This window comes from Variovorax sp. CF313, from assembly GCF_000282635.1.
Taxonomy (GTDB): domain Bacteria; phylum Pseudomonadota; class Gammaproteobacteria; order Burkholderiales; family Burkholderiaceae_C; genus Variovorax.
The window spans coordinates 18,792-42,401 of record NZ_AKIW01000018.1 but is presented as its reverse complement, the minus strand read 5'-3'; the positions used below and the strand labels follow the sequence as shown (position 1 = coordinate 42,401).

16 protein-coding genes are annotated in these 23,610 nt (G+C 68.4%); all 16 read right to left on the bottom strand.

Annotation, left to right across the window (positions count from 1 at the left end; translation table 11 throughout):
* Nucleotides 1–107 precede the first annotated feature (107 nt).
* Nucleotides 108–1,412 (bottom strand): hypothetical protein, encoded by a 1,305-nt coding sequence (locus PMI12_RS05785; RefSeq protein ID WP_272943555.1) that lies wholly within the window; start codon nucleotides 1,410–1,412, stop codon nucleotides 108–110.
* A 140-nt stretch (nucleotides 1,413–1,552) separates the two neighbouring features.
* Complete coding sequence (locus tag PMI12_RS05780) at nucleotides 1,553–3,796, bottom strand: LamG-like jellyroll fold domain-containing protein (RefSeq protein WP_009124792.1); 2,244 nt, start codon at nucleotides 3,794–3,796, stop codon at nucleotides 1,553–1,555.
* A 694-nt stretch (nucleotides 3,797–4,490) separates the two neighbouring features.
* Nucleotides 4,491–5,282: a transporter substrate-binding domain-containing protein gene (locus PMI12_RS05775; RefSeq protein WP_009124790.1), complete on the bottom strand. Its 792-nt coding sequence runs from the start codon at nucleotides 5,280–5,282 to the stop codon at nucleotides 4,491–4,493.
* Nucleotides 5,283–5,724: 442 nt separating this feature from the next.
* Complete coding sequence (locus PMI12_RS05770; RefSeq protein ID WP_009124789.1) at nucleotides 5,725–5,946, bottom strand: MbtH family protein; 222 nt, start codon at nucleotides 5,944–5,946, stop codon at nucleotides 5,725–5,727.
* 21 nt (nucleotides 5,947–5,967) lie between these two features.
* The gene (locus tag PMI12_RS05765) at nucleotides 5,968–7,287 is read right to left on the bottom strand and encodes a glycosyltransferase (RefSeq protein ID WP_009124787.1); all 1,320 of its coding nucleotides are present in this window, start codon (nucleotides 7,285–7,287) and stop codon (nucleotides 5,968–5,970) included.
* 10 nt (nucleotides 7,288–7,297) lie between these two features.
* Nucleotides 7,298–9,103, bottom strand: a complete 1,806-nt coding sequence (locus PMI12_RS29355; RefSeq protein ID WP_009124786.1) for a thioester reductase domain-containing protein — start codon at nucleotides 9,101–9,103, stop codon at nucleotides 7,298–7,300.
* Nucleotides 9,066–11,624 (bottom strand): amino acid adenylation domain-containing protein, encoded by a 2,559-nt coding sequence (locus PMI12_RS29350; RefSeq protein ID WP_009124784.1) that lies wholly within the window; start codon nucleotides 11,622–11,624, stop codon nucleotides 9,066–9,068. Before PMI12_RS29350 ends, PMI12_RS29355 begins: the two co-directional genes overlap by 38 nt.
* A 279-nt stretch (nucleotides 11,625–11,903) precedes the next feature.
* Entirely contained in the window at nucleotides 11,904–13,634 is a 1,731-nt protein-coding gene (locus PMI12_RS05755; RefSeq protein ID WP_009124782.1) for an acetyl/propionyl/methylcrotonyl-CoA carboxylase subunit alpha, read from the bottom strand.
* 10 nt (nucleotides 13,635–13,644) lie between these two features.
* The gene (locus tag PMI12_RS05750) at nucleotides 13,645–15,237 is read right to left on the bottom strand and encodes an urea amidolyase family protein (protein WP_042672911.1); all 1,593 of its coding nucleotides are present in this window, start codon (nucleotides 15,235–15,237) and stop codon (nucleotides 13,645–13,647) included.
* 2 nt (nucleotides 15,238–15,239) lie between these two features.
* Complete coding sequence (locus PMI12_RS05745) at nucleotides 15,240–16,007, bottom strand: LamB/YcsF family protein (protein WP_009124777.1); 768 nt, start codon at nucleotides 16,005–16,007, stop codon at nucleotides 15,240–15,242.
* Nucleotides 16,008–16,106: 99 nt separating this feature from the next.
* Complete coding sequence (locus tag PMI12_RS05740) at nucleotides 16,107–17,399, bottom strand: MFS transporter (protein WP_009124776.1); 1,293 nt, start codon at nucleotides 17,397–17,399, stop codon at nucleotides 16,107–16,109.
* A gap of 40 nt (nucleotides 17,400–17,439) precedes the next feature.
* Nucleotides 17,440–18,255 (bottom strand): putative hydro-lyase, encoded by an 816-nt coding sequence (locus PMI12_RS05735; protein ID WP_009124773.1) that lies wholly within the window; start codon nucleotides 18,253–18,255, stop codon nucleotides 17,440–17,442.
* A gap of 89 nt (nucleotides 18,256–18,344) precedes the next feature.
* Complete coding sequence (locus PMI12_RS05730; RefSeq protein WP_009124771.1) at nucleotides 18,345–19,250, bottom strand: LysR family transcriptional regulator; 906 nt, start codon at nucleotides 19,248–19,250, stop codon at nucleotides 18,345–18,347.
* Nucleotides 19,251–19,269: 19 nt separating this feature from the next.
* Entirely contained in the window at nucleotides 19,270–21,450 is a 2,181-nt protein-coding gene (gene recG / locus PMI12_RS05725; protein ID WP_081502617.1) for an ATP-dependent DNA helicase RecG, read from the bottom strand.
* The gene (locus PMI12_RS05720; protein WP_009124766.1) at nucleotides 21,410–22,903 is read right to left on the bottom strand and encodes a TIGR01777 family oxidoreductase; all 1,494 of its coding nucleotides are present in this window, start codon (nucleotides 22,901–22,903) and stop codon (nucleotides 21,410–21,412) included. Before PMI12_RS05720 ends, recG begins: the two co-directional genes overlap by 41 nt.
* Nucleotides 22,900–23,574 (bottom strand): DUF4166 domain-containing protein, encoded by a 675-nt coding sequence (locus PMI12_RS05715; RefSeq protein WP_009124764.1) that lies wholly within the window; start codon nucleotides 23,572–23,574, stop codon nucleotides 22,900–22,902. Before PMI12_RS05715 ends, PMI12_RS05720 begins: the two co-directional genes overlap by 4 nt.
* Nucleotides 23,575–23,610: the final 36 nt, after the last annotated feature.

The window sequence follows — 23,610 nt, the reverse complement described above, 5'->3', positions numbered from 1 at the left end:
CGACGAGAGCAAGGGATTGGCCTTGCTGCTTGCCTCCCCCCCCGCTTCTGTCATTCCTGTCGATGGAGCACCACCGCGCGGTAGAGGCCCCTTTCGACAGGAAACCGCTACTTCAAGGCAGCACCGCTTCCCGCGAGGTACTGCGCTGAAAGACGCGCGAACTGACCGCCATCCGTGCTGATCGAGGTCTGGTGGCTGCCTCCTGCGCTGAAGACGATCCCGAAGGTGTGCATATCGCCGTATTCCTGGGTGTTGCGCAGCATGTAGTCGACGTGGTTGTCGCGGTAGTGCTGGTCGGTGCCGCCGGGCGTGTCGGAAGGCACGCCCATCGGTGTCTGCCACCACAGGATCGGCAGGCCGTTGCCCAGCGCCGCGCGGTAGTCCGAATACTGCTTCTGCGAATCGTGGAAGTTCGGGCTGGTCTTGTTGCTCGCGTCCCAATAGAACGGAGCGCTTCCGTTCTGGCATTCCGCGGGCGGCGATGCGGCTTCCCTGCAGCCCGCGTCACGGTCGCTGGTCTGGGCGACGATGAAGTCCGCCTGGTTCGCCCCGGCCGTGCGCATCTGGGCGGCAATCTCCGCAGGCGTACCGCTCCAGAAGGCGGGCGGGAATCCGAGCAGCGCCTTGGGCGCGACCTTCCGGCCCATCTGCACGAAGCACTGGCCGAGACCCGCGACGGTGTTCGGCAGCGTGCTGCATTCCGGCTGGCCGCTCACGGCGGCGGCCATCTTCGTCAGATCGCGACCAGGCGCCTGCGACGCGGCGAAGCCCCAGAAGTCCGGCTCCACATTCACCAGGGCAGGCTTGCCCCATTCCGCGATGCGCTGGTACATCAGCCGGACCTGCCCCCAGTACTTGTCCATGAAGGTCGCATCGCTGATGCCGCTCAGATTGCCCTCGCCGTTCGCCGTCATCTGGTAGAGCGTGAACATGGGAACCGCACCATAAGCCTCGGCGGCTTGCGCGGAGAAGGTGACGTAGGCCCCATCGGGACTGTTCCACGTGGGCCACGACCCCGCGCCGACGCCCACCAGATAGCGCTCCACGATGTCGGGGTGAATGTCCTGGCTCTTCATGTCGTCGATGGAAGTGGCGCCCAGGCCAACCAGCACGCGAGAGGGCTTGCCAAGCTTCGCGACCAGGGCGGCCGACGCCGCAACGGGTGCAGCGTCGCCGCCCGGGTTGCCCGTAGTGCCACCACCGGCCTGGGTACCACCGCCAGTCGTGCTGCCACTGCCGCCTTGGCTGCCGCTCTGGCCGGCATTGGATGGACCGCCGCTGCCGGACTGACCTGTCGGGCTGCCGACCAGCGCAACGCCGGCTCCACTACCGCCCCCGCCTCCGCCGCCACATCCGAAAAGCAGCAGCGAAGTCATCAGTGCGCAAGCGCATCGTTGAGAAAGAATGTTCATGAGAGAAGTCTGGTGAATCGAAGGAAACACCGGCGCGACCGAGGAGGTGCACGCCGGTTCTGGTTCAGGGTTGCCGGGTTCCCCGCGGCTTGTGATGGCCGCCGAGCTGGATTGAAGGCTGTGCAGCTGCCCTACGGCTGTCAGCGAGCCAGGTCCGCGATGAAGGCCGCATCCTGCGCCCCGCTGTAGATGCGAAGGTCCTGCATCCGGCCTTTGAAGAACGGATCGCCGCCGTACTGCGAGCGGCCCAGCCAGGTTTGCGTGGTATGGCCGAACTGGAAGGGCGGCATCCGGATCTCGCTCTCGCTGGCGACCGGCGAGCCGTCGACATAGAGAGTGCCCACGGTGCCGGAGAGCGTGATCGCCACATGCACCCAACGGCCGATGGGCAGCGCGCTCGCGGACGACACGGACTCTTCGTTCCAGAACTGCACGCGCGTGGACATGAAGCGGAGCTGGTCTTTGCCATCGCGCGGGATGACCGCCATGTAGGCCACGTCGTTGGAGCCGAAATCGAAGATGCGCGTATTGACCGCAGAGGCATCCCAGTAGACCCACAGCGCGATCGTGAAATCGCCCAGGGCCGACACGGCCCCATCGGGCAGCGCGACGTGACCGCTGCGGCCGTCGAGCTGCACCGCGCCTCCGCCCGTGCGTCCTTCACCCCAGCTTGTGCCGCCCTTCAACTGGGCATGCAGGCCGTGGCCGCTGGCATCGTTGGCATCCCGGTTGAGCGGCAGGTGCAGCCACAGCTCGCCGGGGACGGCCACGCGCAGGGTCTGCGCGCCGGCGAGCTCGCCTTCGCCGGTCACGGCATCGATCCGGTAGTACCAGGTGCCTTGGGCCGGGCCGTCGGTGTAGGTGCGGGGATCAGTGACTTGCGAGAGGGTCGTGAACGGGCCCTCGGGCGAAGCGGCGCGCTGAACGAGGTAATGCGTGGCGCCGGCACTGCCCCACCACGACAGCAGCACCTTGCCGCCGCTGAGGAACGCGCTCAGGCCGCTGGGTTTGGCGGCAGGGACCGGATCGCGCGCATAGAGCAGCGTGCCCAGGCCGGTGCTGTCGCCGCCATCGGCGCGCTCCGGCCGTACCTTGTCGACGATTGCCTTGGTCCACGGTGCCGCGAGGCCCTTGCGGTTCACGTAGTGGTTGTAGATGAGTTCCCAGCAGGGCCGCGGGCTTCCCGTCCCCGCCACCGCGGTGCCTGTGCCGAAGACGCCGGTGTACGGGGTGAACGGCATCGTGTATGGGTTGCCGTTGGCGTCGCTCAGGTTCGTCTGGGCGACGTACTCGGCGCCGGACAGCAGCCGGTTGTTCCAGTACCCGTAGAGGTCTTCGCCCTGGTTCCAGGCCATCTCGCACAGCGCGCCGGCCAGAGCGATGCCCAAGGTCGAGTGGCCCTGGTCGCGGTGGCTTTCCTGCCATTGGCCCAGATGGCCCGGGTGCACGAAATAGACGTTCTGGGCACTCGCGCCGTTGCCCCGGCCGGTCTTGTAGTACTTGACCGCTTCATCGGTCAGATCGAGCCGGTCGCAGAACACGCCTATCGCGTAGATCGAGCAGATGTTGCACAGGTCCCAGTTGGCCCAATAGTGGGTGACCTTTCGTGTCTCGGTGCCGTTGTGATTGACCAGGAAGTCGTGGCACAACGGATAGAACACCTTCAGCAGCATGGTCTGGAAACGGGTGACGTCCTCCGGCGCCCAGCCGGCATAGCTGCGCATCAGCTCGGCGGCATCGGCCCATTGGTAGCCATAGAGGCCCGAGGCGAGGAAGACGTTCGAGTTGCCACCCAGCTTGGTCAGGGTCGACGACCAGGCGTTGAGAAACTCCACCGCCTTCCTGGCGTAGTCTTCGTCGCCCGTGATCTTCCAGCGCAGCGCGAGGTGAAGGGCGCGCTGCATGTCGACGATCATCTGGCCGAAGTTCTGCCCGTCGACGCCGCGGATCACGGTCTCCAGGGGGACCGGCTTCGCATCGAGGTTGGCGCGGCGGCCGTTGAGCAGCATGTTCCAGCCAGCGACCCAGGGCTGCGCGCTGGCGGCCAGCTTGTCCCGGATGCGTTTCAGGTCGGCCTCCGTGTGCAGCAGGCCGGGGTGGTTGAGCTTCCTCACATGCGTCGGAGGAGCCGTCGGGTCGGGCGCGACGGGATCGGTGGCGGTGACAGGATCGGTGGCAGCGACAGCGCCAGTGGCATCGGGAGTTGCACCCGATATCTGTTGTTGCGACTGCTGCCGCGCGGGAATTCCCCCTACCGTCGAAAACCCTCCACCTCCCCCGCCGCAACCTGCGGCGCCCAGGGCCAAGGCGCCCGCGGTGCCGAGAAAGAAAACACGGCGATCCAGCAGGAAGTCATTCCCGTCGTCGTTCAGTGGATGTGTCATCTATCGCAAATATGTAAAAAATAGATTCCGCAAAGTGCATGCCACGCGCTTGCATGGCTCCACGAAGCGATCTCGGTAGCACGGATGGATGCATTGCACGCGCTGCCACGGCTGCCGCACACGCATGAGTGACGTGCGTTGTCACATCGAATGGCCAGGCAAGTCAGAAATGTCAGCGGGGTGCCCGAACTGCAGGCTCAACATGAATCCTGGCGGGCATCGGCATGCACGAACTGGACGACGGATTGGATGAGCCTTGTCGCGCTGACTGGCTCGAACGTCTAGACAGGCATGACCGCCATCAGTGTGACGCACCGAAGGGACGGTAACGAGCATTCGAATGGCCCTAAAAATGAGTGGCTGAATCTCATTTTTTGAACATATCGAGAAAGCCGAAGGGAAAGTTTGACTCCACAGTGGATGCACGTCTGGAGCAATTGCAATCGTGGGTCGGACGCAGCGAGCGGTTCGAGCACGACCTGCGAGGGTGCCGCACCGGCAATCGCGGAAGCGGTCGAAGGTCGCTCGCACAAAGGATGCAATCGGATCTGGCGCGCTGGCGTCGGGCCGTGAGCCAGGCCGGCATTGCGCCGAAGGAGCAGCGTCAGTTCGCCTTGGACTGGCGCGTCGCCGATACGGGCACGCACCCGAGCCCGACGACGAGCGTCCTCAACCGTGTCGTGGCGATTCGGATCTACTGCGGCAGCTCGCCCGCCGGGCGCTCCAGCCATTTCATCGACAACTTGTCCAGTTCGCCGTTCTTCTTCGCCTCGTCGATGATGCCGTTCACCCTCAGCCGCAATGAATCCTCGCCCTTGGCCACTCCGATGTAGTTCGGGCTCTCTTTCAACAGCAGCTTGTAGGTGATGCCGAGCGAGGGATTGCTGCTCATGACGGTGTTCGCGACGGATGCCCCCGTGGCGATCAATTGGGCCTGTCCGGACACGAAGGCCGCGACGGTTCTGGTGTTGTCGTCGAAGCGCCTGATATCGGCACCTGCTGGTGCAACCTTGTTGAGTTCCTGGTCTTCGACCGAGCCGCGTGTGACTGCGATCGACCTCCCCGACAGGTCGGCGAAGTTCTTGATGCTCAAGGTCTTCGCACCGAAGATGGCTTGATAGAAAGGCGAATACGCGGCGGCAAAGTCGATCTGCTTCTCGCGATCCGGATTCTTTCCCAAGGTGGCGATGACCAATGCAGCTTTTCTTTTCTGCAGATATGGAATGCGATTGGCACTGGTCACGGGTATCAGGTCGACCTCCACGCCGAGCTTGGCCCCGATGTAGTTGGCCATGTCGATGTCCAAGCCATGCATCTTGAAGTCCCGGTCCATGGATCCATAAGGCGGGAAATCAGGAGGCACCCCGATTGCGATCTTCTTGTTCTTCAGGATGGTGTCCAACGCGCTTTGCGCATGGACTGCGCCGGTTGCCATGAGACCGCTGAGCGCGAGTCCCAGAACGATTTGCAATCTGCTGAATTTCATGATTCCTGAACAAAGAAGAGTAGTTGTGGGTTTGATCTCGAGCGCACGCCTGGTCGCCAAAAGGCCGTGCCATCCCCGAGCCGCATGAATCATGCCAGTGGTATACAAGGCTCATGCACCCATGTCGAAAACAAATGTGGTGCGCAAGATGCAAGCCGCCCCGATTCGGGGACCGTCGCCCCATATTGGGGCCATCCCGAAGGGCCGCTTCGCGACGCTGGCACGCGATAGCGTCCTGGTGCTTATTTCCCGGAAGCGGGTCGAGCATTCCAGCTTGTAGCCGGCGCAAGGCTCGAGACCATCCGCCCCTCATCTCGCGCCGCTGGCTCGGCGTGTTCCTTGTTCTGCGCAAAGCCCTCGGCCGCTTCACCACCTGCAGCCGGCACGCGGAACCGCGACGCATACGCCCACGCAGCGCCACGCCGATGCAGGGCGAACGCCCTCATGCCTTGATGGCGTCGCAATCCCCGGCCACGAGGGACCGCGGCCGCATGTCGGTCCAGTTCGCCTCGATGAAGGCGCTGCAGGCCGCCCTGTCGGTCGCGGCCAGCGCAATCTCCCAGCCGGTGGGCACTGCAATGAAGCTCGGCCACAGCGAGTGCTGTCCTTCTTCATTGACCAGCACGAGGAAGGTGGCGTTCTTGTCGTCAAACGGATTGCTCATCGTCGATTTCCTTGCAGAGATTCAAGCCGTTTCCACGGACTCGGGGGCAGCCTTGTGCAGCGCCGCGAGGGCCGCGGTGATTTCGCCCAGCGCGTGATGGCGCGCGAAGTCTTCGCGCAGCGTGCCCGCACGCTGGCGGTAGGTCGGTTCGCTCAACAGCCTTCGCACCGCGTCGCCGATCTGGCGCGCGGCCGGTTGCCCGTTGCCGAGGTTGATGCCTGCGCCCGACCAGGCCACGCGCGCCGCGATCTCGGGCTTTTCCTCGGTGGCTCCGGCCACCGCCAGCGGCACGCCGAGGCTCAGCGCATGGTTGACCGAGCCGTAGCCGCCGTTGGTCACCATCGCATGCACCTTGGGCAGCAGGCGGTCGTAAGGCAGGAAAGGCAGCACGCGGGCATTGGCCGGAATGGCCATGCCCAGCGCAGCCGGCAGCGGGCCGCCGGTGGTGGCGATGACCTGGATGTCCTTCGCGCCGGCCAGCGCCTGCAGCGTGGGGCCGATCAACTGCGCCGGATTCTGGTTGGCCAGCGTGCCCTGCGTGACCAGCACGACCGAGCGGCCATCGTCCAGCTCATGCCACCAGTCGGGCGGCGTGAAGTCGCGGCTGGCGGGCGCGAGCAGCGGGCCGACGAAACGCACCGAGGCGGGCAGGTCGCTGCGCGGGTATTCGAAGGATGCGGCCGTCAGCTGCAGGTAGAGATCCGGCAGCCTGACCATGGCGTCGATGAAGAAATCCGGCAGCGCAGGCAGGCCCGCGCATGTCAGCAGCGCATCGAAGTAGCGCTGCACCTCGCCGAACATCGCCTGCTTGAGGTTGGCGTTCATCGCCCGGTTGCGCACGCGCCCTTGCGGCGTGGACGACGGCGGCAGCGCGGTGCCGAAGAAGGCGGTGTCGCAGCTCGACAGCGGCAGCGCCGAGATGCCGATGGCCACGACCGCCGGGCGCTGCTCGCGCGGCCCGAGCAGCAGCGGGAAGGTGCCGCAGAACATCGTGTCGACCACGATGGCATCGGCCTCGAAGTCATCCAAAATCGCGCGCAGGCCGGCGCGCTGCGCGGCCATGGCGTCGGCGAAGAAGTGCTTGAGGCCGAAGCACATTTGCGCATGAGCCGACGGCAGGCGCTGGCGCTGCGGGAAACGCTGGTCGAGCTCGCGATGATCGAAATCGATCGCGGCTTCGAAGGCCGTGAACGTCGCGCCAGCGGCCTCGGCCTGCGCCCTGAACCGGCTCGCGGTGTGCACCCGCACCTCGTGCCCGAGGCCCACCAGGTGCTGGGCGATGGCCAGCATCGGCAGCACGTGTCCCGGCAAGGCGGTTGCGGCGATGAGATAGCGTGCCATGTCGCTCCTCCTAGGACGTGCTGGTTTCCAGGGCCCGGCGCGCCTTGGTGTCGATGCCGAGGTCGACGAAGTAGCGCTGCAGCAGCTCGCGGTCGACCGGCCGGATCGCTGCGCCGATAGCTTCGAGCTGCGCATGCGTGGCCGCGCCGCTGACCTGCGGTGGCGTAGCCGAGGTGTCGTAGCGGTCAAGGATGGCCAGCACCGCCGCAAGGTCGCGGTCTTGCCCGACGGCGAGCCGTTCATGCGCGCGTTCAAGCCAGGGCTCGAGCCCCACCGGTTCGAGCCGCATGCCGAGCCGCTCGAACACCGGCGGTATGTCGCGCACCCGCAGCGCCTCCTGGCTCATCAGGTGGAACACCTGGCCCCATGACGCCTGCCGGCCCGCAAGGCCGAGGATGGCGCGCGCCACGTCGTCCACCGGCGTCAGGTTGAGCGGCAGGTCCATGTCGGGAATCGCTTCCAGGTCGGCATAGAGATGCGCCACGCGCCAGATCAGGTCCTCGGCGTTGCAGATCGCGTGTGTGTGGTCGCCGGTGACCGCGCCCAGCCGGTAGATCGCCACCGGCATGCCGCGCGCCTGCGCCTCGCGGGCCAGCGCGTCGCCGACCCACTTGCTCTGGCTGTAGCCGTCGACCAGCCCGCTCCAGGAGGCCAGTGCCGACTGCTCGGTGACGGCACCCTCCTTGCCGTTGTTCTGGTCGATCACCGCCAGCGTCGAGACGTAGTGCATGCTCTTGGGCCGGCCCTGCGCGGTCCACTCGAGCAGCGTGACCACGCTGTCGACGTTGGCGGGCTTCAGGCTCGCATAGGGATGCAGGAAGTCGACCTGCGCGGCGCAGTGGTAAATGGCGTCGCAGCCGTCGCGCACCAACTGCACGGCGTTGTCGTCGAGGCCGAGCCGCGGTTGGCCGAGGTCGCCGGTCACGACCATGATGCGCGCGTCGTCCCAGATCGCGCCGAGCTGGCGCTGGGCCAGCGTGAACTGCAGGCGGCGCCTGCCCGCCTCCTCGTCGGCGGCGCGCACGTGGCAGACCACGCAGGCCGATGTGTCGCGCAGCAGCGCAGCCAGCAGGTGACTGCCGACGAAGCCGCTGGCGCCGGTCAGGAACACCCGCTTCGCATCCAGCGGCGGCGCAGCATCCTGCCTGCGGATGTGCGCGGGCAGGTCGAGCTCGCGCGACAGGTCGAGCGCCTCGGCCGCGCCGGCGGTGTTGTCGAGCCATGCGGCAAGCTCGGCGATCGACGGGCGGTTGTAGACCTCGGCATGCGGAAAGTCCGCGCGCAGCTGCTGGCGGATGCGCATGCCGAGCTGGATGGCCATCAGCGAATGCCCGCCGAGCTCGAAGAAGTTGTCGTGGATGCCCACGCGCTCCAGGTGCAGCGTCTCGGCCCAGAGCGCGGCCAGCTGCCGTTCGGTGGGCGTGCGGGGTTCGGCATGGTGCGCCGCGGCCCGCTGCTCGGGCGCCGGCAGCGCCTTGCGGTCGAGCTTGCCGCTCTGGGTCAGCGGCAGCAGCGGCAGGTGGACGAAGGCCGAGGGCACCATGTAGTCGGGCAGCGCCCGCGCCATGTGGGCGCGCAGCTCGGCCGGCTGCGGGTCGGCGGCGGCGACCACGTAGGCCACGAGGCGCTTCTCGCCCGGCACGTCCTCGCGGGCGATCACGGCCGCCTGCGTCACCTGCGGGTGCCGCAGCAGCACCGACTCGATCTCGCCCGGCTCGATGCGAAAGCCGCGGATCTTCACCTGCTGGTCGGCGCGGCCCAGGAAATCGAGGCTGCCGTCATTGCGCCAGCGCACCAGATCGCCGCTGCGGTACATGCGGCTGGGGTTCGCCGAAGGGGTTGGCGACGAAGCGCTCGGCGCTGAGCAGCGGGCGATTCAGGTAGCCGCGCGCGAGGCCGATGCCCGCGATGTACAGCTCGCCGGTGGTGCCGGGCGGCACCGGCTGCAGGCCGCTGTCGAGCACGTGCATCTGCGTGTTCCAGATCGGCCGGCCGATGGGCACGCTCTTCAACGACGGTTCCTCTTCGGGCGTGCGCGGGCACCCCCATGAAGTGACATCGACGGCCGCCTCGGTCGGTCCGTAGAGGTTGTGCAGTTCGCACGACAGGCGCTGCTGGAACTGCGACTGGAGCGCGGGCGACAAAGCCTCGCCGCTGCAGATCACACGCCGCAGCGTGGTGCACGCAGAGGCCGTAGGCTCGAGCAGGAAAACCTCCAGCATCGACGGCACGAAGTGGAGGGTGGTGATGGCCTCGTCCGCGATCAGCGCCGCGAGGTACGCCGCATCCTTGTGGCCGCCCGGCTTCGCCAGCACCAGCGTGGCGCCGTCGATCAGCGGCCAGAAGAATTCCCACACCGACACGTCGAAGCTCGACGGCGTCTTCTGCAGCACACGGTCGTCGGCCTGCAGGCCGTAGCGGTCCTGCATCCAGCGCAGGCGATTGACGATGGCGCGGTGCGGCACGACCGCGCCCTTGGGCCTTCCGGTCGAGCCGGAGGTGTAGATCACATAGGCGGGGTGCGAGGGATCGATGGCGATGCCGGGATCGGTGTCGGCACAAGTCCCCAGTTCCGCAAACGTTTGCGCTACATCGAGCAGCAATTTCGGGGCATCGGCCGGCAGCGCCTCCGCGAGTGCCGCCGTCGTCACCAGGCACACCGGCCGTGCGTCGCCGAGCATGAAGGCGATGCGGTCCTGCGGAAAGTCCGGGTCCACCGGCAGGTAGGCCGCGCCGGTCTTCAGCGTGGCCAACAAGGCCACCATCAGCTCCATCGAACGCGGAATGGCCAGCGCCACGGTGCGCTCCGGTCCCGCGCCGCGCGCGCGCAGCAGGTGGGCGAGGCGGTTGGCGCGCCGGTTCAGCTCGTCGTTGCGCATCGCCTCGCCGTCGAAGCGCAGCGCGATGCCTTGCGGATGAGCGGCGAGCTGCGCCTCGATCAGCGCGGCGAGATTCGTGTCGGGCACCGGGCGGGCCGTGTCGTTCCACGTCACCAGCAGCTGCTCGCGCTCGCCGGCTTGCAGCAGGTCGACCTGGCCGATGGCCTGGCCAGGCTGTTGGATCACCGCCGCCATGAAGGCCAGCAGCCGGCGCTGGTGATCGGCCAGCGCCTGCGCGGTGTGCACCGCCGGGTTGGCGTCGAAGTCGATCTGCAGGTCCTGCCCGTTGCCGCGCTCGTAGAGGAAGATGCCCAGGTCCTCGGCCGTGCCGTTGGACAGGTTGCGCGGCTTGGCAGCATGCCCGGCGAAGCGGAAGTCATAGTCGAAGGGCTCGACGTTGACCACCGTGGTGAACAGCTGCCGGTTGTTCACCAGCATGTTCAGGTCGCTGCGCAGGTGCTCGTAGCGGTACGACTGGTGCCGCAGGATCTGCCGCATCTGCCGCCCGACCTCGTGGATCAGTTCCGGCACCGGCAGGTCCGGGCGCATCGCGAGCCGCAGCGGCAATGCGTTGGCCACCATCGCCGGCACGCGCCGCATGCGGTCGTTGTGGCGCGCCGTGACCGGAATGCCGATCACCATGTCCTCGACGCCGGTGGCGCGGTACAGGTAGGCCGCGGTGGTGGCGATCAGGATCTGCGGCAGCGTGGTGCCCAGTTGCTGCGCGATGCCCTGCAAGGCCCGCACGCTCGCGGCCGGCAGGTACGCGGTCTGGCGCAGCAGGCCGCCGACGTTGACCGAGCGGTGCGAGGCGAGGCTCAGCGGATCGGGCGCATCGCCGAAGCGTTCCGTCCAGTACTGGCGGTCGCGCGGAAAGCGGCCGGACTCGCGATAGGCCTTTTCTTCCTCGGCCAGCTGCGAGATGGGCGCGAGGCGCGAAGCCTCGGGCACGTCGGTGCCGGCGATGCGTGCGCTGTAGATGTCCGCGAAACGGCGCGCGATCAGCCCGCCGCCGAAACCGTCCAGCACGATGTGATGGCTGCGGTGGTACCAGATATGGCGCTCGGGTGCGATGCGAATCAGCGCGGACAGCCACAGCGGCCCTTCCGCCAGGTCGATGTTGCGGCTGAAGTCGGCGTGCATCCAGGCCTGTGCCGCGGCGGCCGGATCTTCATCGCCGCTGAAGTCCAGGTAGGGAATCTCGCGCGTGAAAACCGGCGCGACGACTTGGCGCGCTCCCTGTGCGGTATCGACGAAGTGCAGGCGCGTGGCCTCGGCTTCCTGCGTCACCTGCTGCATGGCCGCCATGAAGACGGCGGGGTCGATCCAGCCTTCTATGTCGATGGCTTCGGCGAGATTGAAGTTGGTGTCGGGCGAGGCGAACTTCGCGCCGAGCCACATGGCCATCTGGCCGGAAGTGAGGGGAGATGCATCGCCCAGGGGATCGACCGTGCTCATGAACTTCTCCACGTCTTGAATGAATCGGCAGCGTTAACTCCGAATCAATGTACAAGCCGTTTCAACAATTTCTGAGACGGTTTTCCGGGTAAAAACATGTCGCACGAGGCATTGAGCGCGAAAGATTTCATCGGGAAGTAATCACCCGATTCGCGCTTTCTGGAATCCGAGCCCTTTCGTCGTATGGCAAGAAAAAAGCGCCACGAAAGCATGTTGCGATGCAACAACTGCGTCAGCGGCGAGTAGGGTTTTCATCACTGCCCAAGCCGGCTCGCGATGTCAGCCGATGGTTGCAATGGCGGCGCCAGCGGCCACGTATCCACCCGCGGCGACCGAGAAAGCGATGCGCCCCGCCCGGTGCGCGAGCACCTGCATTTCCATCTTCATCGCCTCCATCACGGCGATGACGCTGCCCGCCGCGACCTCGTCGCCATCAGCCACCTTCCAGCCTTGCACCGTGCCCGATACCGGCGCGGCCACGGCGGCGGCGTCTGCCACTGCCGGTTCTGCCGTTGCGATGCCCGCACCACCAGCAGCCGCAGACGACAAACCACTCAACAGCACGGCCGGCAAGCCCAGCGACATCCGCCGCCCATCCACTTCGATCGCCGTGCGCAACAGCGCCGTGCCGGGCATCGGGTCAGGTCGCATCGCAGCGGCCTCGCCATTCGCGAAGTCGGTCTCGATCCAGCGCGTGTGCACCTTGAATGCATCGCCCGACACGAAGTCGGGGTGCGCCATCACGGCGCGGTGGAATGGCAGCACCGTGGGCAGGCCCTCGATGCGGAACTCCTTGAGCGCACGGCGCGCCCGCGCGACGGCCTGCTCGCGCGTGGCGCCGGTGACGATGAGCTTGGCCATCAGCGAATCGAAGGTGCCCGGCACCTGCGAGCCGGCATCCACACCGGCATCGACACGCACGCCGGGGCCCGAAGGCGCATCGAACACCTTGACCGGCCCGGGCGAAGGCATGAAGCCGCGCCCCACGTCCTCGGCGTTGATGCGGAACTCGAAGGCATGGCCGCGCGGCACCGGCGTCTGCCTGATCGACAAGGGCAGCCCCTCGGCAATGCGCAGCTGCTCGATCACGAGGTCGATGCCCGTGGTTTCCTCCGTCACCGGATGCTCCACCTGCAGCCGCGTGTTCACTTCGAGAAAAGAGATCGCACCGCTCGCGCTCAGCATGAACTCGACCGTGCCGGCGCCCGTGTAGCCGGCTTCCGCGCAGATGTCGCGCGCCGACTGGTGAATGCGTTCGCGCTGCTCGTCACTCAGGAAGGGCGCGGGCGCCTCTTCGACCAGCTTCTGGTTGCGCCGCTGCAGCGAGCAGTCGCGCGTGCCGAGCACCACAACGTTGCCGTGCGTGTCGGCCAGCACCTGCGCCTCGACGTGGCGCGGGCGGTCGAGGAACTGCTCGACATAGCACTCGCCGCGGCCGAACGCCGTCACCGCCTCGCGCACCGCCGATTCGTAGAGACCTTCCACCTCGTCGAGCCGCCACGCCACCTTGATGCCGCGGCCGCCGCCGCCGAACGCGGCCTTGATCGCGACCGGCAGGCCGTGCTTCTCGGCGAAGGCGAGCACCTCGCCAGCGTTCTTCACCGGATCGGCCGTGCCCGCGACCAGCGGCGCGCCGACCTTCATCGCGAGCTTGCGGGCCTGCACCTTGTCGCCCAGCATCGCGATGGCCGCGGGCGAGGGGCCGACCCACGTGAGGCCGGCGTCGATGACGGCCTGCGCGAACGCCGCGCTCTCGGAGAGAAAGCCGTAGCCCGGGTGCACCGCGTCGGCGCCACAGCGCTTGGCCACTGCCAGCAACTTGGCAATGTTCAGGTAGGTGTCTGCGGGCTTGTTGCCGTCGAGCCCGTAGGCCTCGTCGGCCATGCGCACGTGCAGCGCATTCAGGTCGGCATCGGCGTACACCGCGACCGATTGCACGCCGTGGTCGGCACAGGCGCGTGCGATGCGCACGGCAATTTCGCCGCGGTTGGCGATCAGGAGTTTTTTCATCGGGAGGCTCTCACGGTGCAAGGGTTTCAACAAAGCCGGCGTCGGCCATCGGCTTGAAGCGGACGCGCGCATTCACGGGGATCTGCCCCGCGCGGTCCAGGTGATGGGTGGCGACGGAGGCGATCACGGGATAGCCGCCGGTCAGCGGATGGTCGGCCAGGAACAGCACGGGCTGGCCGCTGGGCGGCACCTGGATCGAGCCGCGCGCCGTGCCCTCGCTGGGCAGCTCTGCGTGATTGGCGCGTGCCAGCGGCACCTCGCCCGCGAGCCGGATGCCGACGCGGTTCGATTGCGGCGTGACCGCCCACCGCTGGCTGCACAGAAGCTCGACCGCATCGGGCGTGAACCAGTCGGTGCGCGGGCCGAACACGATGTCGAGCACGACTTCTTCCTGCACGGTGGGCAGGTCCGCCGGCGGCGTTTCGGGCGCACCGACCACGGCGCCGGTGGCCACCGTGCGCACGGGCAGCACGTCGCCCGTGGCAATGGCTGGCGGGCCGACGCGGGCCAGCGTGTCGGTCGAGAGACTGCCGAGCACGGGCGCGATGTCGAAGCCGCCGCGCACGGCGATGTAGCTGCGGATGCCGGCCTGCGGCTCGCCCAGCGCCAGCACGTCGCCATCGGCCAGCGCGATGGGCTGGTAGCGCGGCAGCGGCCACTTCGCGCCATCGGCGCGGGTCAGCGTGACGGGGCCGTCCGCGCCGGTGATGGCGACCACCGCGTCGCCACGGCATGCAAGCTGGAAGCCGCCATAGGCGATCTCCACGCAGGCCATGTCCGATGCGTTGCCGACCAGCCGGTTGGCCGCCTGCAGCGAGCGCTGATCCATCGCACCGGAGGCCGACACGCCCTGACCGGCCTGGCCGTGCCGGCCGCCGTCCTGCAGCAGCGCCTGCAGCCCCGCAGCGCGAATCTCGAAGGCGCAGCCGCCTTCCATAGCAGCGGGTGGCGAAGGCGCGGACGCCGCGGCCACAGGCACAGCCTGCGGCAATCCGGTGACATCCACGAAGCGCACCGTGTCGCCGGGCTGCAGCAGCGCCGGCGTCTCGCGCGCCAGGTCCCACATCGGCGCATCGGTGATGCCGATGATCTGCCAGCCGCCGGGGCTGGCCTGCGGGTAGACGCCGCTGAAGCTGCCCGCAAGGCCGACCGCGCCCGCCGGAATGCGCGTGCGCGGCACCGTGCGGCGCGGCACGTTCAGGCTCGGATGCCCGCCCGAGAGATAAGCGAAGCCCGGCGCGAAGCCGGTGAAGGCGACGGTGTAGTCGCTGCCGGTGTGGCGGCACACCACTTCTTCGGGCGTGATGCCGAGCAGGTCCGCCACCTCGGCCAGGTCTTCGCCGTCGTAGCGCACGGGAATCTCGATGCGCTTGTCGATGCGCGTCTCGCGCGCGTCGAGGCTGCGCCCGCCGACCTGCCGCACGAGTTCATCGGCCGCAATCGCAGCCGGGCGGAAAGTGATCAGCAGCGTGCGCGCGGCAGGAACCAATTCTTCGATGCCCGCGATGGGTTCGGCGCGCAACGAGGCCAGCAGCGCGAGGGTCTGCGGCAGGTCGTCGAGCTCGACCAGCACCGCATTCAGGTTGACCGGCAGGAAGCGCATCGTCATGCGGCTGAATCCACGAAGGAGCGGATCGTCACGCCTGCCTGTTCGAGCCGCGCGCGCACCTGGCGCGCCATCTCGACCGCGCCCGGGCTGTCGCCGTGCACGCAGACCGACTCGGCCTCGATGCGCACCGTGCTGCCGTCGATGGCCGTGACCACGCCGTCGGTGGCCAGCCGCAGCATGCGCGCGGCCACTTCGTCGGCGTCGTGCAGCACCGCGCCGGGTTCGCGGCGCGACACCAGCGTGCCCTGCGACGTGTAGGCGCGGTCGGCAAAGGCTTCGGCCACGGCACGCAGGCCTTCGCCGCGCGCCCAGCCCAGCAGCGGCGAGCCCGCCAGCGCCACCAGGCACAGGCCGGGATCGACCTCGCGGATGGCAGCGATCACGTCGCGCGCCTGGCGCTCGTCGTGGGCGATGGTGTTGTAGAGCGCGCCATGCGGCTTCACGTAGCGCACTGTGGTGCCGGCAGCGGCGGCAAGGCCTTTGAGCGCGCCGATCTGGTAGATGACGTCGGCGCGCAGGTCGGCGCTGTCGACGTCCATGTTGCGGCGCCCGAAGCCTACGAGGTCGCGGTAGGCCACGTGGGCGCCGACGGCAACGCCGCGCTCCTTCGCCTGGCGCAGGGTGCGCAAAATGCCGGCCGGGTCGCCCGCATGGAAGCCGCAGGCCACGTTGGCGCTGCTCACGAGAGAAAGCATGGCGGCGTCGTCGCCCATGCGCCATACGCCCAGGCTCTCGCCGAGGTCGCTGTTCAAGTCGATGTTCATGTTCGTCCCGGCGCGCGGTGATGCGCGCTCTCGGTTCAATGCAGGCGGCCTGCCTGCCGGGGGCAGGCGGTCACGCGAACGAAGAGGGAATGCGCCGGATCAGTTTTGGCGCAGATCGCGCCCGCGCGTCTCGGGCAGGCACAGGGCCACCAGGACCACCATGGCGTAGGCGATGGCCGCGCACACGCCGATGGCGGTACCCAGCGGCAGGTGCATGCGGTCGCTCAGCACGCCGACCAACGCGGGGAAGGTGGCGCCGATGCCGCGTCCGAAGTTGTAGCAAAAGCCCTGCCCCGAACCGCGCAGCTCGTTGGGAAACAGCTCGGCCAGGAAGGCACCCGCGCCGCTGAAGATGCCCGACATGAAGAAGCCCAGCGGAAAACCCAGCAGCAGCATCAGGCCGTCCGTAATGGGCAGCAGCGTGTAGGCATAGACCAGCGAACCGGCGCCGACGGCGAACAGGATGAAGGCGCGGCGCCGGCCAAGGCGGTCCGACAGGTAGGCACCGCACAGGTAGCCGATGAAGGCGCCCACGATGAACATGAACTGGTAGCCGCCCGAGCCCAGCACGGTGAGATGGCGCTCGTTCTTCAGGAAGGTCGGCAGCCAGACGCCGATGGCGTAGTAGCCGCCCTGCATGCCGGTGAACAGCAGGCTCGCGAGCACCGTGGTGCCGAGCATGCCGGGCTTGAAGATCGCGAGGAAATTGCCGCTGCGTTCGCCGCGCGCCACGGCAGCTCGGCTTTGCACGTAGATTTCCGGGTCGCGGATCGAGCGGCGGATGAAGACGATCAGCAGCGCCGGCAGCAGGCCCAGCAGGAACATCGCACGCCACGAGATCTCCGCAGGCAGGAACGAGAACAGCGCCATCGACACCAGCACCGCCGCTCCCCAGCCGATGGCCCAGCTGCTCTGCACCAGCCCCACGGCCTTGCCGCGGTAGGCCGGCCGGATCATCTCGGCGATGAGCACCGAGCCCACCGCCCATTCGCCGCCGAAGCCCAGGCCCTGCAGCGTGCGGGCGATCAGCAGTTCCTCGGGCGTGCGCGACAGGCCGCAGGCGAAGGTGAAGATCGCGAACACCAGGATCGTCAGCTGCAGGATGCGCACGCGGCCATACATGTCGGCCAGGATGCCCGCCACCCAGCCGCCGATGGCCGAGGCGACCAGCGTGGCGGTGCCGATCAGGCCGACCTCGGTCTTGCTCATGCCCCACAGCGACAGCAGGATCGGCGTGACCAGCGGCAGCGTGTAGTAGTCGAACGCGTCGACCGCGTAGCCGCTGAAAGACGCGGCGAGCGTGCGCTTCTCGTTGGGATTGAGCGTGCGCAGCCAGTTCTCGCCGGCAGGCGCATCGCCGGCCGCGGGGGCTGCATCGAGGGTGCTCTTCATGGTCGTGGTCTCCTGGGTCTCGGGTGAAAAAAAGGGCAGCCTAGAAGGCCGCCAGGCGGTGGTGCAGCAGGTCGGTAACGAGCATCGCGCCCGGTGCATGGGTGATCGCGAACGGCAGCCGCGCGGCCGCCAGCACGGCCTGGGGCGTCACGCCGCAGGCCCAGAACACGGGGAGCTCGTCGGGCATCACCTCCACGGCATCGCCGTAGTCCGGCACGCCGATGGCGCGGATGCCGATCAGCGCCGGATCGCCGATGTGCACCGGCGCGCCGTGCACGGCCGGAAAGCGCGAGGTGATCTGCACCGCGCGGATAGCGTCGGCCGCGCGCAGCGGTCGCATCGACACCACCATCGGCCCGCGGAACGGATCCGCCGGCACGGTCTCGATCGAGGTGCGGTACATCGCCACGTTGCGGCCCTGCGCGACGTGGCGCAGCGCGATGCCCTCGGCCATCAGCGCATGCTCGAAGGTGAAGGAGCAGCCGATCACGAAGCTCACCAGGTCGTCGCGCCAGAGCGCCCGAACGTCGGTAGGCTCGTCGACCAGTTCGCCTTCGCGCCAGACGCGGTAGCGCGGCAGGTCGGTGCGGATGTCGATGTCCTCGCCGAGCACCGGCAGCGCCGGGTCACCGGCCTCGGACACGCCCAACAGCGGACAGGGCTTGGGGTTGGCCTGGCAGAAGCGCAGGAAGTCGCCGGCATGCGACTTCGGCAGGATCACCAGGTTGCCCTGCGCGTGGGCGCTGGCGAGGCCGCTGGTGTGCGTGTTCAGCGCGCCGCTGCGGGCGGCAAGGCGCACGGCCAGCGCGCTGCTCGAGGGACCGGGTTGTTGTTCGAAGGAATGGCGGCTCGACATGGCGTTCCCGATGCGCAATGCATCGCTGTGTTGTGATGCGCCGGATTGTGGGAATGCGCGCTCACGAACGCCAACGCAAAGTTTCTCGCTCAGCTCATCGATTTTTTCGATGACCCCTGGCGGTGCGAGGCATGCACCACGGCGGAGCCGAGCGCGGCCTCCGGCAGCGGCGACGACGGGTCGTCGCGGTAGCTCGCGTAAATGGGCAGCGGCTCCAGCGTGTCTTCGCACGGCAGCACGCGCAGCGGCAGGCGCCGCGCCAGCGGCTCGACCACCGCGCGCGGCAGCGTGGCGACGCCGAAGCCCGCCTCGACCAGCTGGGCCATGGCCGAGATCGAAGAGATCGCGTGCACGCGCGGCGGCGGGCTGCCGGCCTCGCGGAACAGCTCGAGCAGCGCCACGTGCGGCTGAGAGCCGCGCTGGAAGGTCAGCAGGTCGAGCGACAGCAGGTCGGCCAGGCGGTAGCGCCGTTTCAGGTGCAGCTCGCGGTGGCCGACGAAGCACATGGGCATCGGCGGCACGGCGCGCGTGCGCACGCCGTCGCCGGCGGCGGGCAGCGCGGCGAACACCAGGTCCTGCTTGCCGCGCTGCAGCTGGTCGACCAGCACCGGCGTGGTTTCGACCGTGAGTTCGAGCTCAAAGTCCGGGTGGGTGGCCTGCATGTGCTTGAGCCAGCCGGTGAGCCAGCTGTGCACCACCGACTCGATGGCGCCGACGCGCAGCACCGTCTCGCGCGCCGCGCCCGAGCCCATCTCGGCCTTGATGTGCATCTGCATCTCGAGCAGCTTCTGCGCGAAGGCATGGAAGCGCTGCCCCGCCACGGTCAGGCGGAACTGCTTGTCGCGCCGGTCGAGCAGCAGCACGCCGAGTTCGCGCTCAAGCGCGGCGATGCGGCTGGACAGGGCCGACTGGGTCAGGTGCAGCTTCTCGGAGGCGCGCGTGATGCTCTTGAGCGCCACCGCCCAGTGGAAGGCTTCCACGAATCGAAGGTTCATTTGCGTTGCGGTCCCGGAATCAGGCTTTCAGGTACTCGGCCTTGGTGCCGAGCCAGCGGTCGATGTGGCGCTGGGCCAGGTCAGGGTGCTTCCGCAGCATGACCGGCGCGAGTTCACGGGCCCAGTCGAGCAGCAGCGTATCGGTCGTCAGGTCGGCAAAACGCAGCAGCGGTGCGCCCGACTGCCGCGCGCCCAGGAACTCGCCGGGACCGCGAATCTCCAGGTCGCGCCGCGCGATCTCGAAGCCGTCGCCGGTCTCGGCCATTGCCTTGAGCCGCGCGCGCGCCGCTTCGCCAACACGGCCGCTGTCGCCCGGCGCATAGAGCAGCACGCAGGCCGAGGCCGCCGCACCGCGTCCCACGCGGCCGCGCAGCTGGTGCAGCTGCGAGAGGCCGAAACGCTCGGCATGCTCGATCACCATCAGCGAGGCGTTGGGCACGTCGACGCCCACTTCGATCACGGTCGTGCTCACCAGCACCTGGATCTCGTTGGCGGTGAATGCGGCCATCACCGCCTGCTTCTCGGCCGTGGGCATGCGCGAATGCAGCAGGCCGACCTGGATGGGCTCGCCGAGCGTGTCGGCCAGCTCGTCGCGCGTTTCGGTCGCGTTGCGCAGGTCGACCGCCTCGCTCTCCTCGATCAGCGGGCACACCCAGTACACCTGCCGGCCCTGCGCGATCTGCGCGTGGATGCGGTCGATGACCTCGTCGCGCCGATGGTCGGCCACCAGCTTGGTGACGATGGGCGTGCGGCCCGGCGGCAGCTCGTCGAGCGTGGAGACGTCGAGGTCGGCGTAGTAGCTCATCGCGAGCGTGCGCGGGATCGGCGTGGCGCTCATCATCAGCAGATGCGGCTCCAGGTGCCCGACGGCCTTGCCGCGCAACGCAAGACGCTGAGCCACGCCGAAGCGGTGCTGCTCGTCGATGATGGCCAGTGCGAGATTCTTGAAGCGAACCTTCTCGGAAATGACCGCGTGCGTGCCGATGACCAACGCGGCCTGGCCGCTCTCCACCGCCGCCGACATCTCGTCGCGCTCCTTCTTCTTCTGGCTGCCCGTGAGCCACGCCACGCGCAGGCCGCGCGCAGCGAGCAGCGGATCGAGCCAGCCGACCAGCTTGCCGAAGTGTTGGGCCGCGAGGATCTCGGTGGGCGCCATCAGCGCGCACTGGAAACCCGCGTCGATGCAGCGCGCCGCCGCCAGCGCCGCCACCACGGTCTTGCCCGAGCCCACGTCGCCCTGCAGCAGGCGGTGCATCGGGATCTGGCGGTGCAGGTCGGCCGTGATCTCCTCGCCCACGCGCTGCTGCGCACCGGTCAGGCCGAAGGGCAGCACTGCGAGCAGCTGCGCATGCAGCGAAGTGGCGACCGGCTCGGCCGGCGCAGGCAGCACCGGCGCACGCTGGGCCGCGCGCTCCAGCCGGGCCTGCAGTTGCGACAGCTGCTGCGCCAGCAGTTCCTCAGCCTTGATGCGCTGCCATGCCGGGTGGCTGTGGTCTTCGAGCGCGGCAATCGACACGTCGGGCGTCGGGTAGTGCAGGAAGCTCAGTGCGCTGCGCAAATCCCACGCGCCGCGCAGACCGATCTGCACCGGAATGGTCTCGTCGAGCACCGCGCGCGCCAGGCCCGAACGCACCTCGCGCCGCAGCACCGGCTGCGCGAGCCCGGCCACGGTGGAGTAGACCGGCGTGAGCGCATTCGGCAATGCGGTGCCGGCCGCCTTCACGCTCGGATGCATCATCTGCCGCCCCACGAAGCCGCCGCGCACCTCGCCGCGCACCCGCACCCGCGCGCCGACCGCCAGCTGCTTCTGCTGCGAGGGATAGAAGTTGAAGAAGCGCAGCTGGCAGGTGTCGCTGCCGTCGTCGATGGTCGCCAGCAGCTGGCGGCGCGGGCGGTACACCACCTCGCATTCGGTGATCACGCCTTCGACCTGCGCCATGTCGCCGTCGCGCGTGTCGGCCAGGCGCACGATGCGCGTCTCGTCCTCGTAGCGCATCGGCAGGTAGAGCGCGAAGTCGATGTCGCGCACGAGGCCCAGCTTGCGCAAGGCGCGCTGCACCTGGCTCAGGCCGCTGCCGGGCGGGCCTGCGGGCACCGGCGCGGCGGCACTCGCGGAAGCTGCAGGGGACGGGGCTTTCTTGGGAGGCACGGACGGGCTTCTAGCGCGGGCGGCAAAGTTCCGCCAAGGCGCTGCGGGCATCGGGGAACATGAACTGGAAGCCGGTGCGCAGCAACTGCGCGGGCACCACGCGCTGGCCTTCGAGCAGCAGGTCGGCCTGCTCGCCGAGCAGCAGCCTGACGGGCGCCGCGGGAGTCGGCATCCAGCAGGGGCGGTGCAGCACGCTGGCGGCGACGCGGGTGAATTCTTCCTGGCTCAGCGCACCGGGCGCGGTGAAGTTGAAAGCCTGCGCAGTCGCGGGGGCCGCGGCCCGTTCGGCCACGCTCCACACATGCGCCATCGCGCGGACCAGGTCATGCACATGCACCCACGACAGCCATTGCCGCCCGCTGCCCAGCCGCCCGCCCATGCCGAGCCGGACCGGCATCAGCAACTGCGGCAGCGAGCCCTGGTGGCCGAGCACGAAGCCGAAACGCATGCAGGCCACGTGCACACCGTGCGTGACAGCGGCGCGTGCCGCCTGCTCCCAGCGCTGGCACAGCTGCGACATGAAGATCTCTTGCGGCGGCGCATCTTCGGCGAGTTCGGCGGCGTGGCCCTGCGGCTGGACGCCGTAGTAGCCGATGGCGGAGCCCGAGAGCAGCAGCCACGGCTTGCGTGGCCGCGTGGCGATCCATGCCACCAGCTGCTGCGTCAGCCCTTCGCGGCTCCTGAGCAGCTGCTGGCGTCGCCGTTCGCTCCAGCGCATGCCCAGGATTCGCGCGCCCGCGAGGTTGACGACCACGTCGACATCGTCGGCCGCCGGGACCTGGTGGAGCGATTGCACGCAGCGCACCGCGCCGCCGAAGTCCCAGGCGGCCGAGCGCGCATCGCGCGTCCAGACCGTCACCGCATGGCCGTCGGCCAACAGGTGGCGCACGAGGATCTGGCCGATGAAGCCGGTACCGCCCGTGACCAGCACATGCTGCGGCTTGGTGCCGAAGCGCACCGGCGCCAGGGCATCGCGCGCCTGCGCCTGCTTGTGCTGCCCGAACAGCGCGCGCGCCGCGAAGCCATCGCGCAGGCCCGAGAGACCCACGCCCACGCCGCACAACGCCAGGAACGCGCTGAGCCAGCCGTGCGGCTGCCACACCATCGCGGTCGGCTGCGCGGCCCAGCCGACCGCGCTCATCGCCAGCAGCGCGATGAACGCGCCGGCGTTGATGGCCAGCACCGTGTGCGTGACCCGTTCGGTGGGCGGCAGCAGGCGGCTGCCGTCCTCGACCACGAAGTCCCACAGCGTGAGCACGATCTCGACGCCGAACACCGCGAGCAGCACCCACGCCCACGCGCCGTGCCAGGCCCACGCCGACAGTCCGAGGAACAGCGCGCAGTAGATGGACGAGCGCGTCGCGTGGATCGCCAGCTCGCGCGCCGCCGTGCCGCGCCGCGGCAGCGCCTCTGTGCCCTCGTGGTGGTAGAGCGTGTCGAAAGCGCCCAGCACGCCCTGGGCCGCCATGAGCTGCAGGGCCAGCAGGTGCGTGTCGAGCGTCATGCGGCCACCGCCTGCGGCTCGGCCACTTCCTCGAACACGCCGACCTGCGTGAAGGTGGTGCCCATCAGCCAGTGGCGGATCTCGATGCGGATGTTGAAGCGCTCGGGCGTCTCGTTGTGGTGCCAGAGAAAAGTCTTGCCCGGCGTGAAGAGGCCCGGCAGCGGAATGCGCCAGCCGAACACGTCCCAGAAATAGCCGTCGCTCTGGAAATGCAGGCTGCCGTTCTCCACGCTCAGCACCAGCTTCATGCCCAGGCCCATGCCGACGTACTCCAGCACCTCGCCGCGCTCGCTCTCGCGCATGAAGCTGGTGAACTGGATCGGCTTGCGCCCGTGCAGGCGGTAGATGCGCTGCTTGTAGATGGCGGGGTCGCCGGGCTTGGCGTAGACCTGGATCTCCACGGGGAAGTGGCTGTCGCTGTAGGGGATCAGCGCGCCCTGGATCATCGGCTGCGTGAGGTGCCCCAGCAGCTTGCCGAAGCGCGAGCAGCGCAACTCGCTGAGCGCGCCCAGGTAATGCAGCGCCTTGCCGGGCGAGGGGTTCTTGTCGAAGCGCCGGCGGATGTCGGGGTGCAGTCCCATCCAGGCGCCGCCCAGGATCTTCTTGAAGAGCTCGCCTTCGGAAGGAGGAGCAGGGGCTGGCGGGACGCGCGCGACGTAGGAATCGACCATGCGTCGATTCTGCCTCGGCAACCCCCTGCCGAGCCC

Excerpts from the sequence above, each read along its gene's own strand:
- PMI12_RS05715 (WP_009124764.1), bottom strand. The coding sequence starts at position 23,574 with ATGGTCGATTCCTACGTCGCGCGCGTCCCGCCAGCCCCTGCTCCTCCT.
- PMI12_RS05775 (WP_009124790.1), bottom strand. The coding sequence starts at position 5,282 with ATGAAATTCAGCAGATTGCAAATCGTTCTGGGACTCGCGCTCAGCGGT.
- PMI12_RS05740 (WP_009124776.1), bottom strand. The coding sequence starts at position 17,399 with ATGAAGAGCACCCTCGATGCAGCCCCCGCGGCCGGCGATGCGCCTGCC.
- PMI12_RS05720 (WP_009124766.1), bottom strand. The coding sequence starts at position 22,903 with ATGACGCTCGACACGCACCTGCTGGCCCTGCAGCTCATGGCGGCCCAG.
- PMI12_RS29350 (WP_009124784.1), bottom strand. The coding sequence starts at position 11,624 with ATGAGCACGGTCGATCCCCTGGGCGATGCATCTCCCCTCACTTCCGGC.
- PMI12_RS05735 (WP_009124773.1), bottom strand. The coding sequence starts at position 18,255 with ATGTCGAGCCGCCATTCCTTCGAACAACAACCCGGTCCCTCGAGCAGC.
- PMI12_RS05745 (WP_009124777.1), bottom strand. The coding sequence starts at position 16,007 with ATGAACATCGACTTGAACAGCGACCTCGGCGAGAGCCTGGGCGTATGG.
- PMI12_RS05780 (WP_009124792.1), bottom strand. The coding sequence starts at position 3,796 with ATGACACATCCACTGAACGACGACGGGAATGACTTCCTGCTGGATCGC.
- PMI12_RS05730 (WP_009124771.1), bottom strand. The coding sequence starts at position 19,250 with ATGAACCTTCGATTCGTGGAAGCCTTCCACTGGGCGGTGGCGCTCAAG.
- PMI12_RS05750 (WP_042672911.1), bottom strand. The coding sequence starts at position 15,237 with ATGCGCTTCCTGCCGGTCAACCTGAATGCGGTGCTGGTCGAGCTCGAC.
- PMI12_RS05765 (WP_009124787.1), bottom strand. The coding sequence starts at position 7,287 with ATGGCACGCTATCTCATCGCCGCAACCGCCTTGCCGGGACACGTGCTG.
- PMI12_RS05755 (WP_009124782.1), bottom strand. The coding sequence starts at position 13,634 with ATGAAAAAACTCCTGATCGCCAACCGCGGCGAAATTGCCGTGCGCATC.
- PMI12_RS05770 (WP_009124789.1), bottom strand. The coding sequence starts at position 5,946 with ATGAGCAATCCGTTTGACGACAAGAACGCCACCTTCCTCGTGCTGGTC.
- recG (WP_081502617.1), bottom strand. The coding sequence starts at position 21,450 with ATGCCCGCAGCGCCTTGGCGGAACTTTGCCGCCCGCGCTAGAAGCCCG.
- PMI12_RS29355 (WP_009124786.1), bottom strand. The coding sequence starts at position 9,103 with ATGTACCGCAGCGGCGATCTGGTGCGCTGGCGCAATGACGGCAGCCTC.
- PMI12_RS05785 (WP_272943555.1), bottom strand. The coding sequence starts at position 1,412 with ATGAACATTCTTTCTCAACGATGCGCTTGCGCACTGATGACTTCGCTG.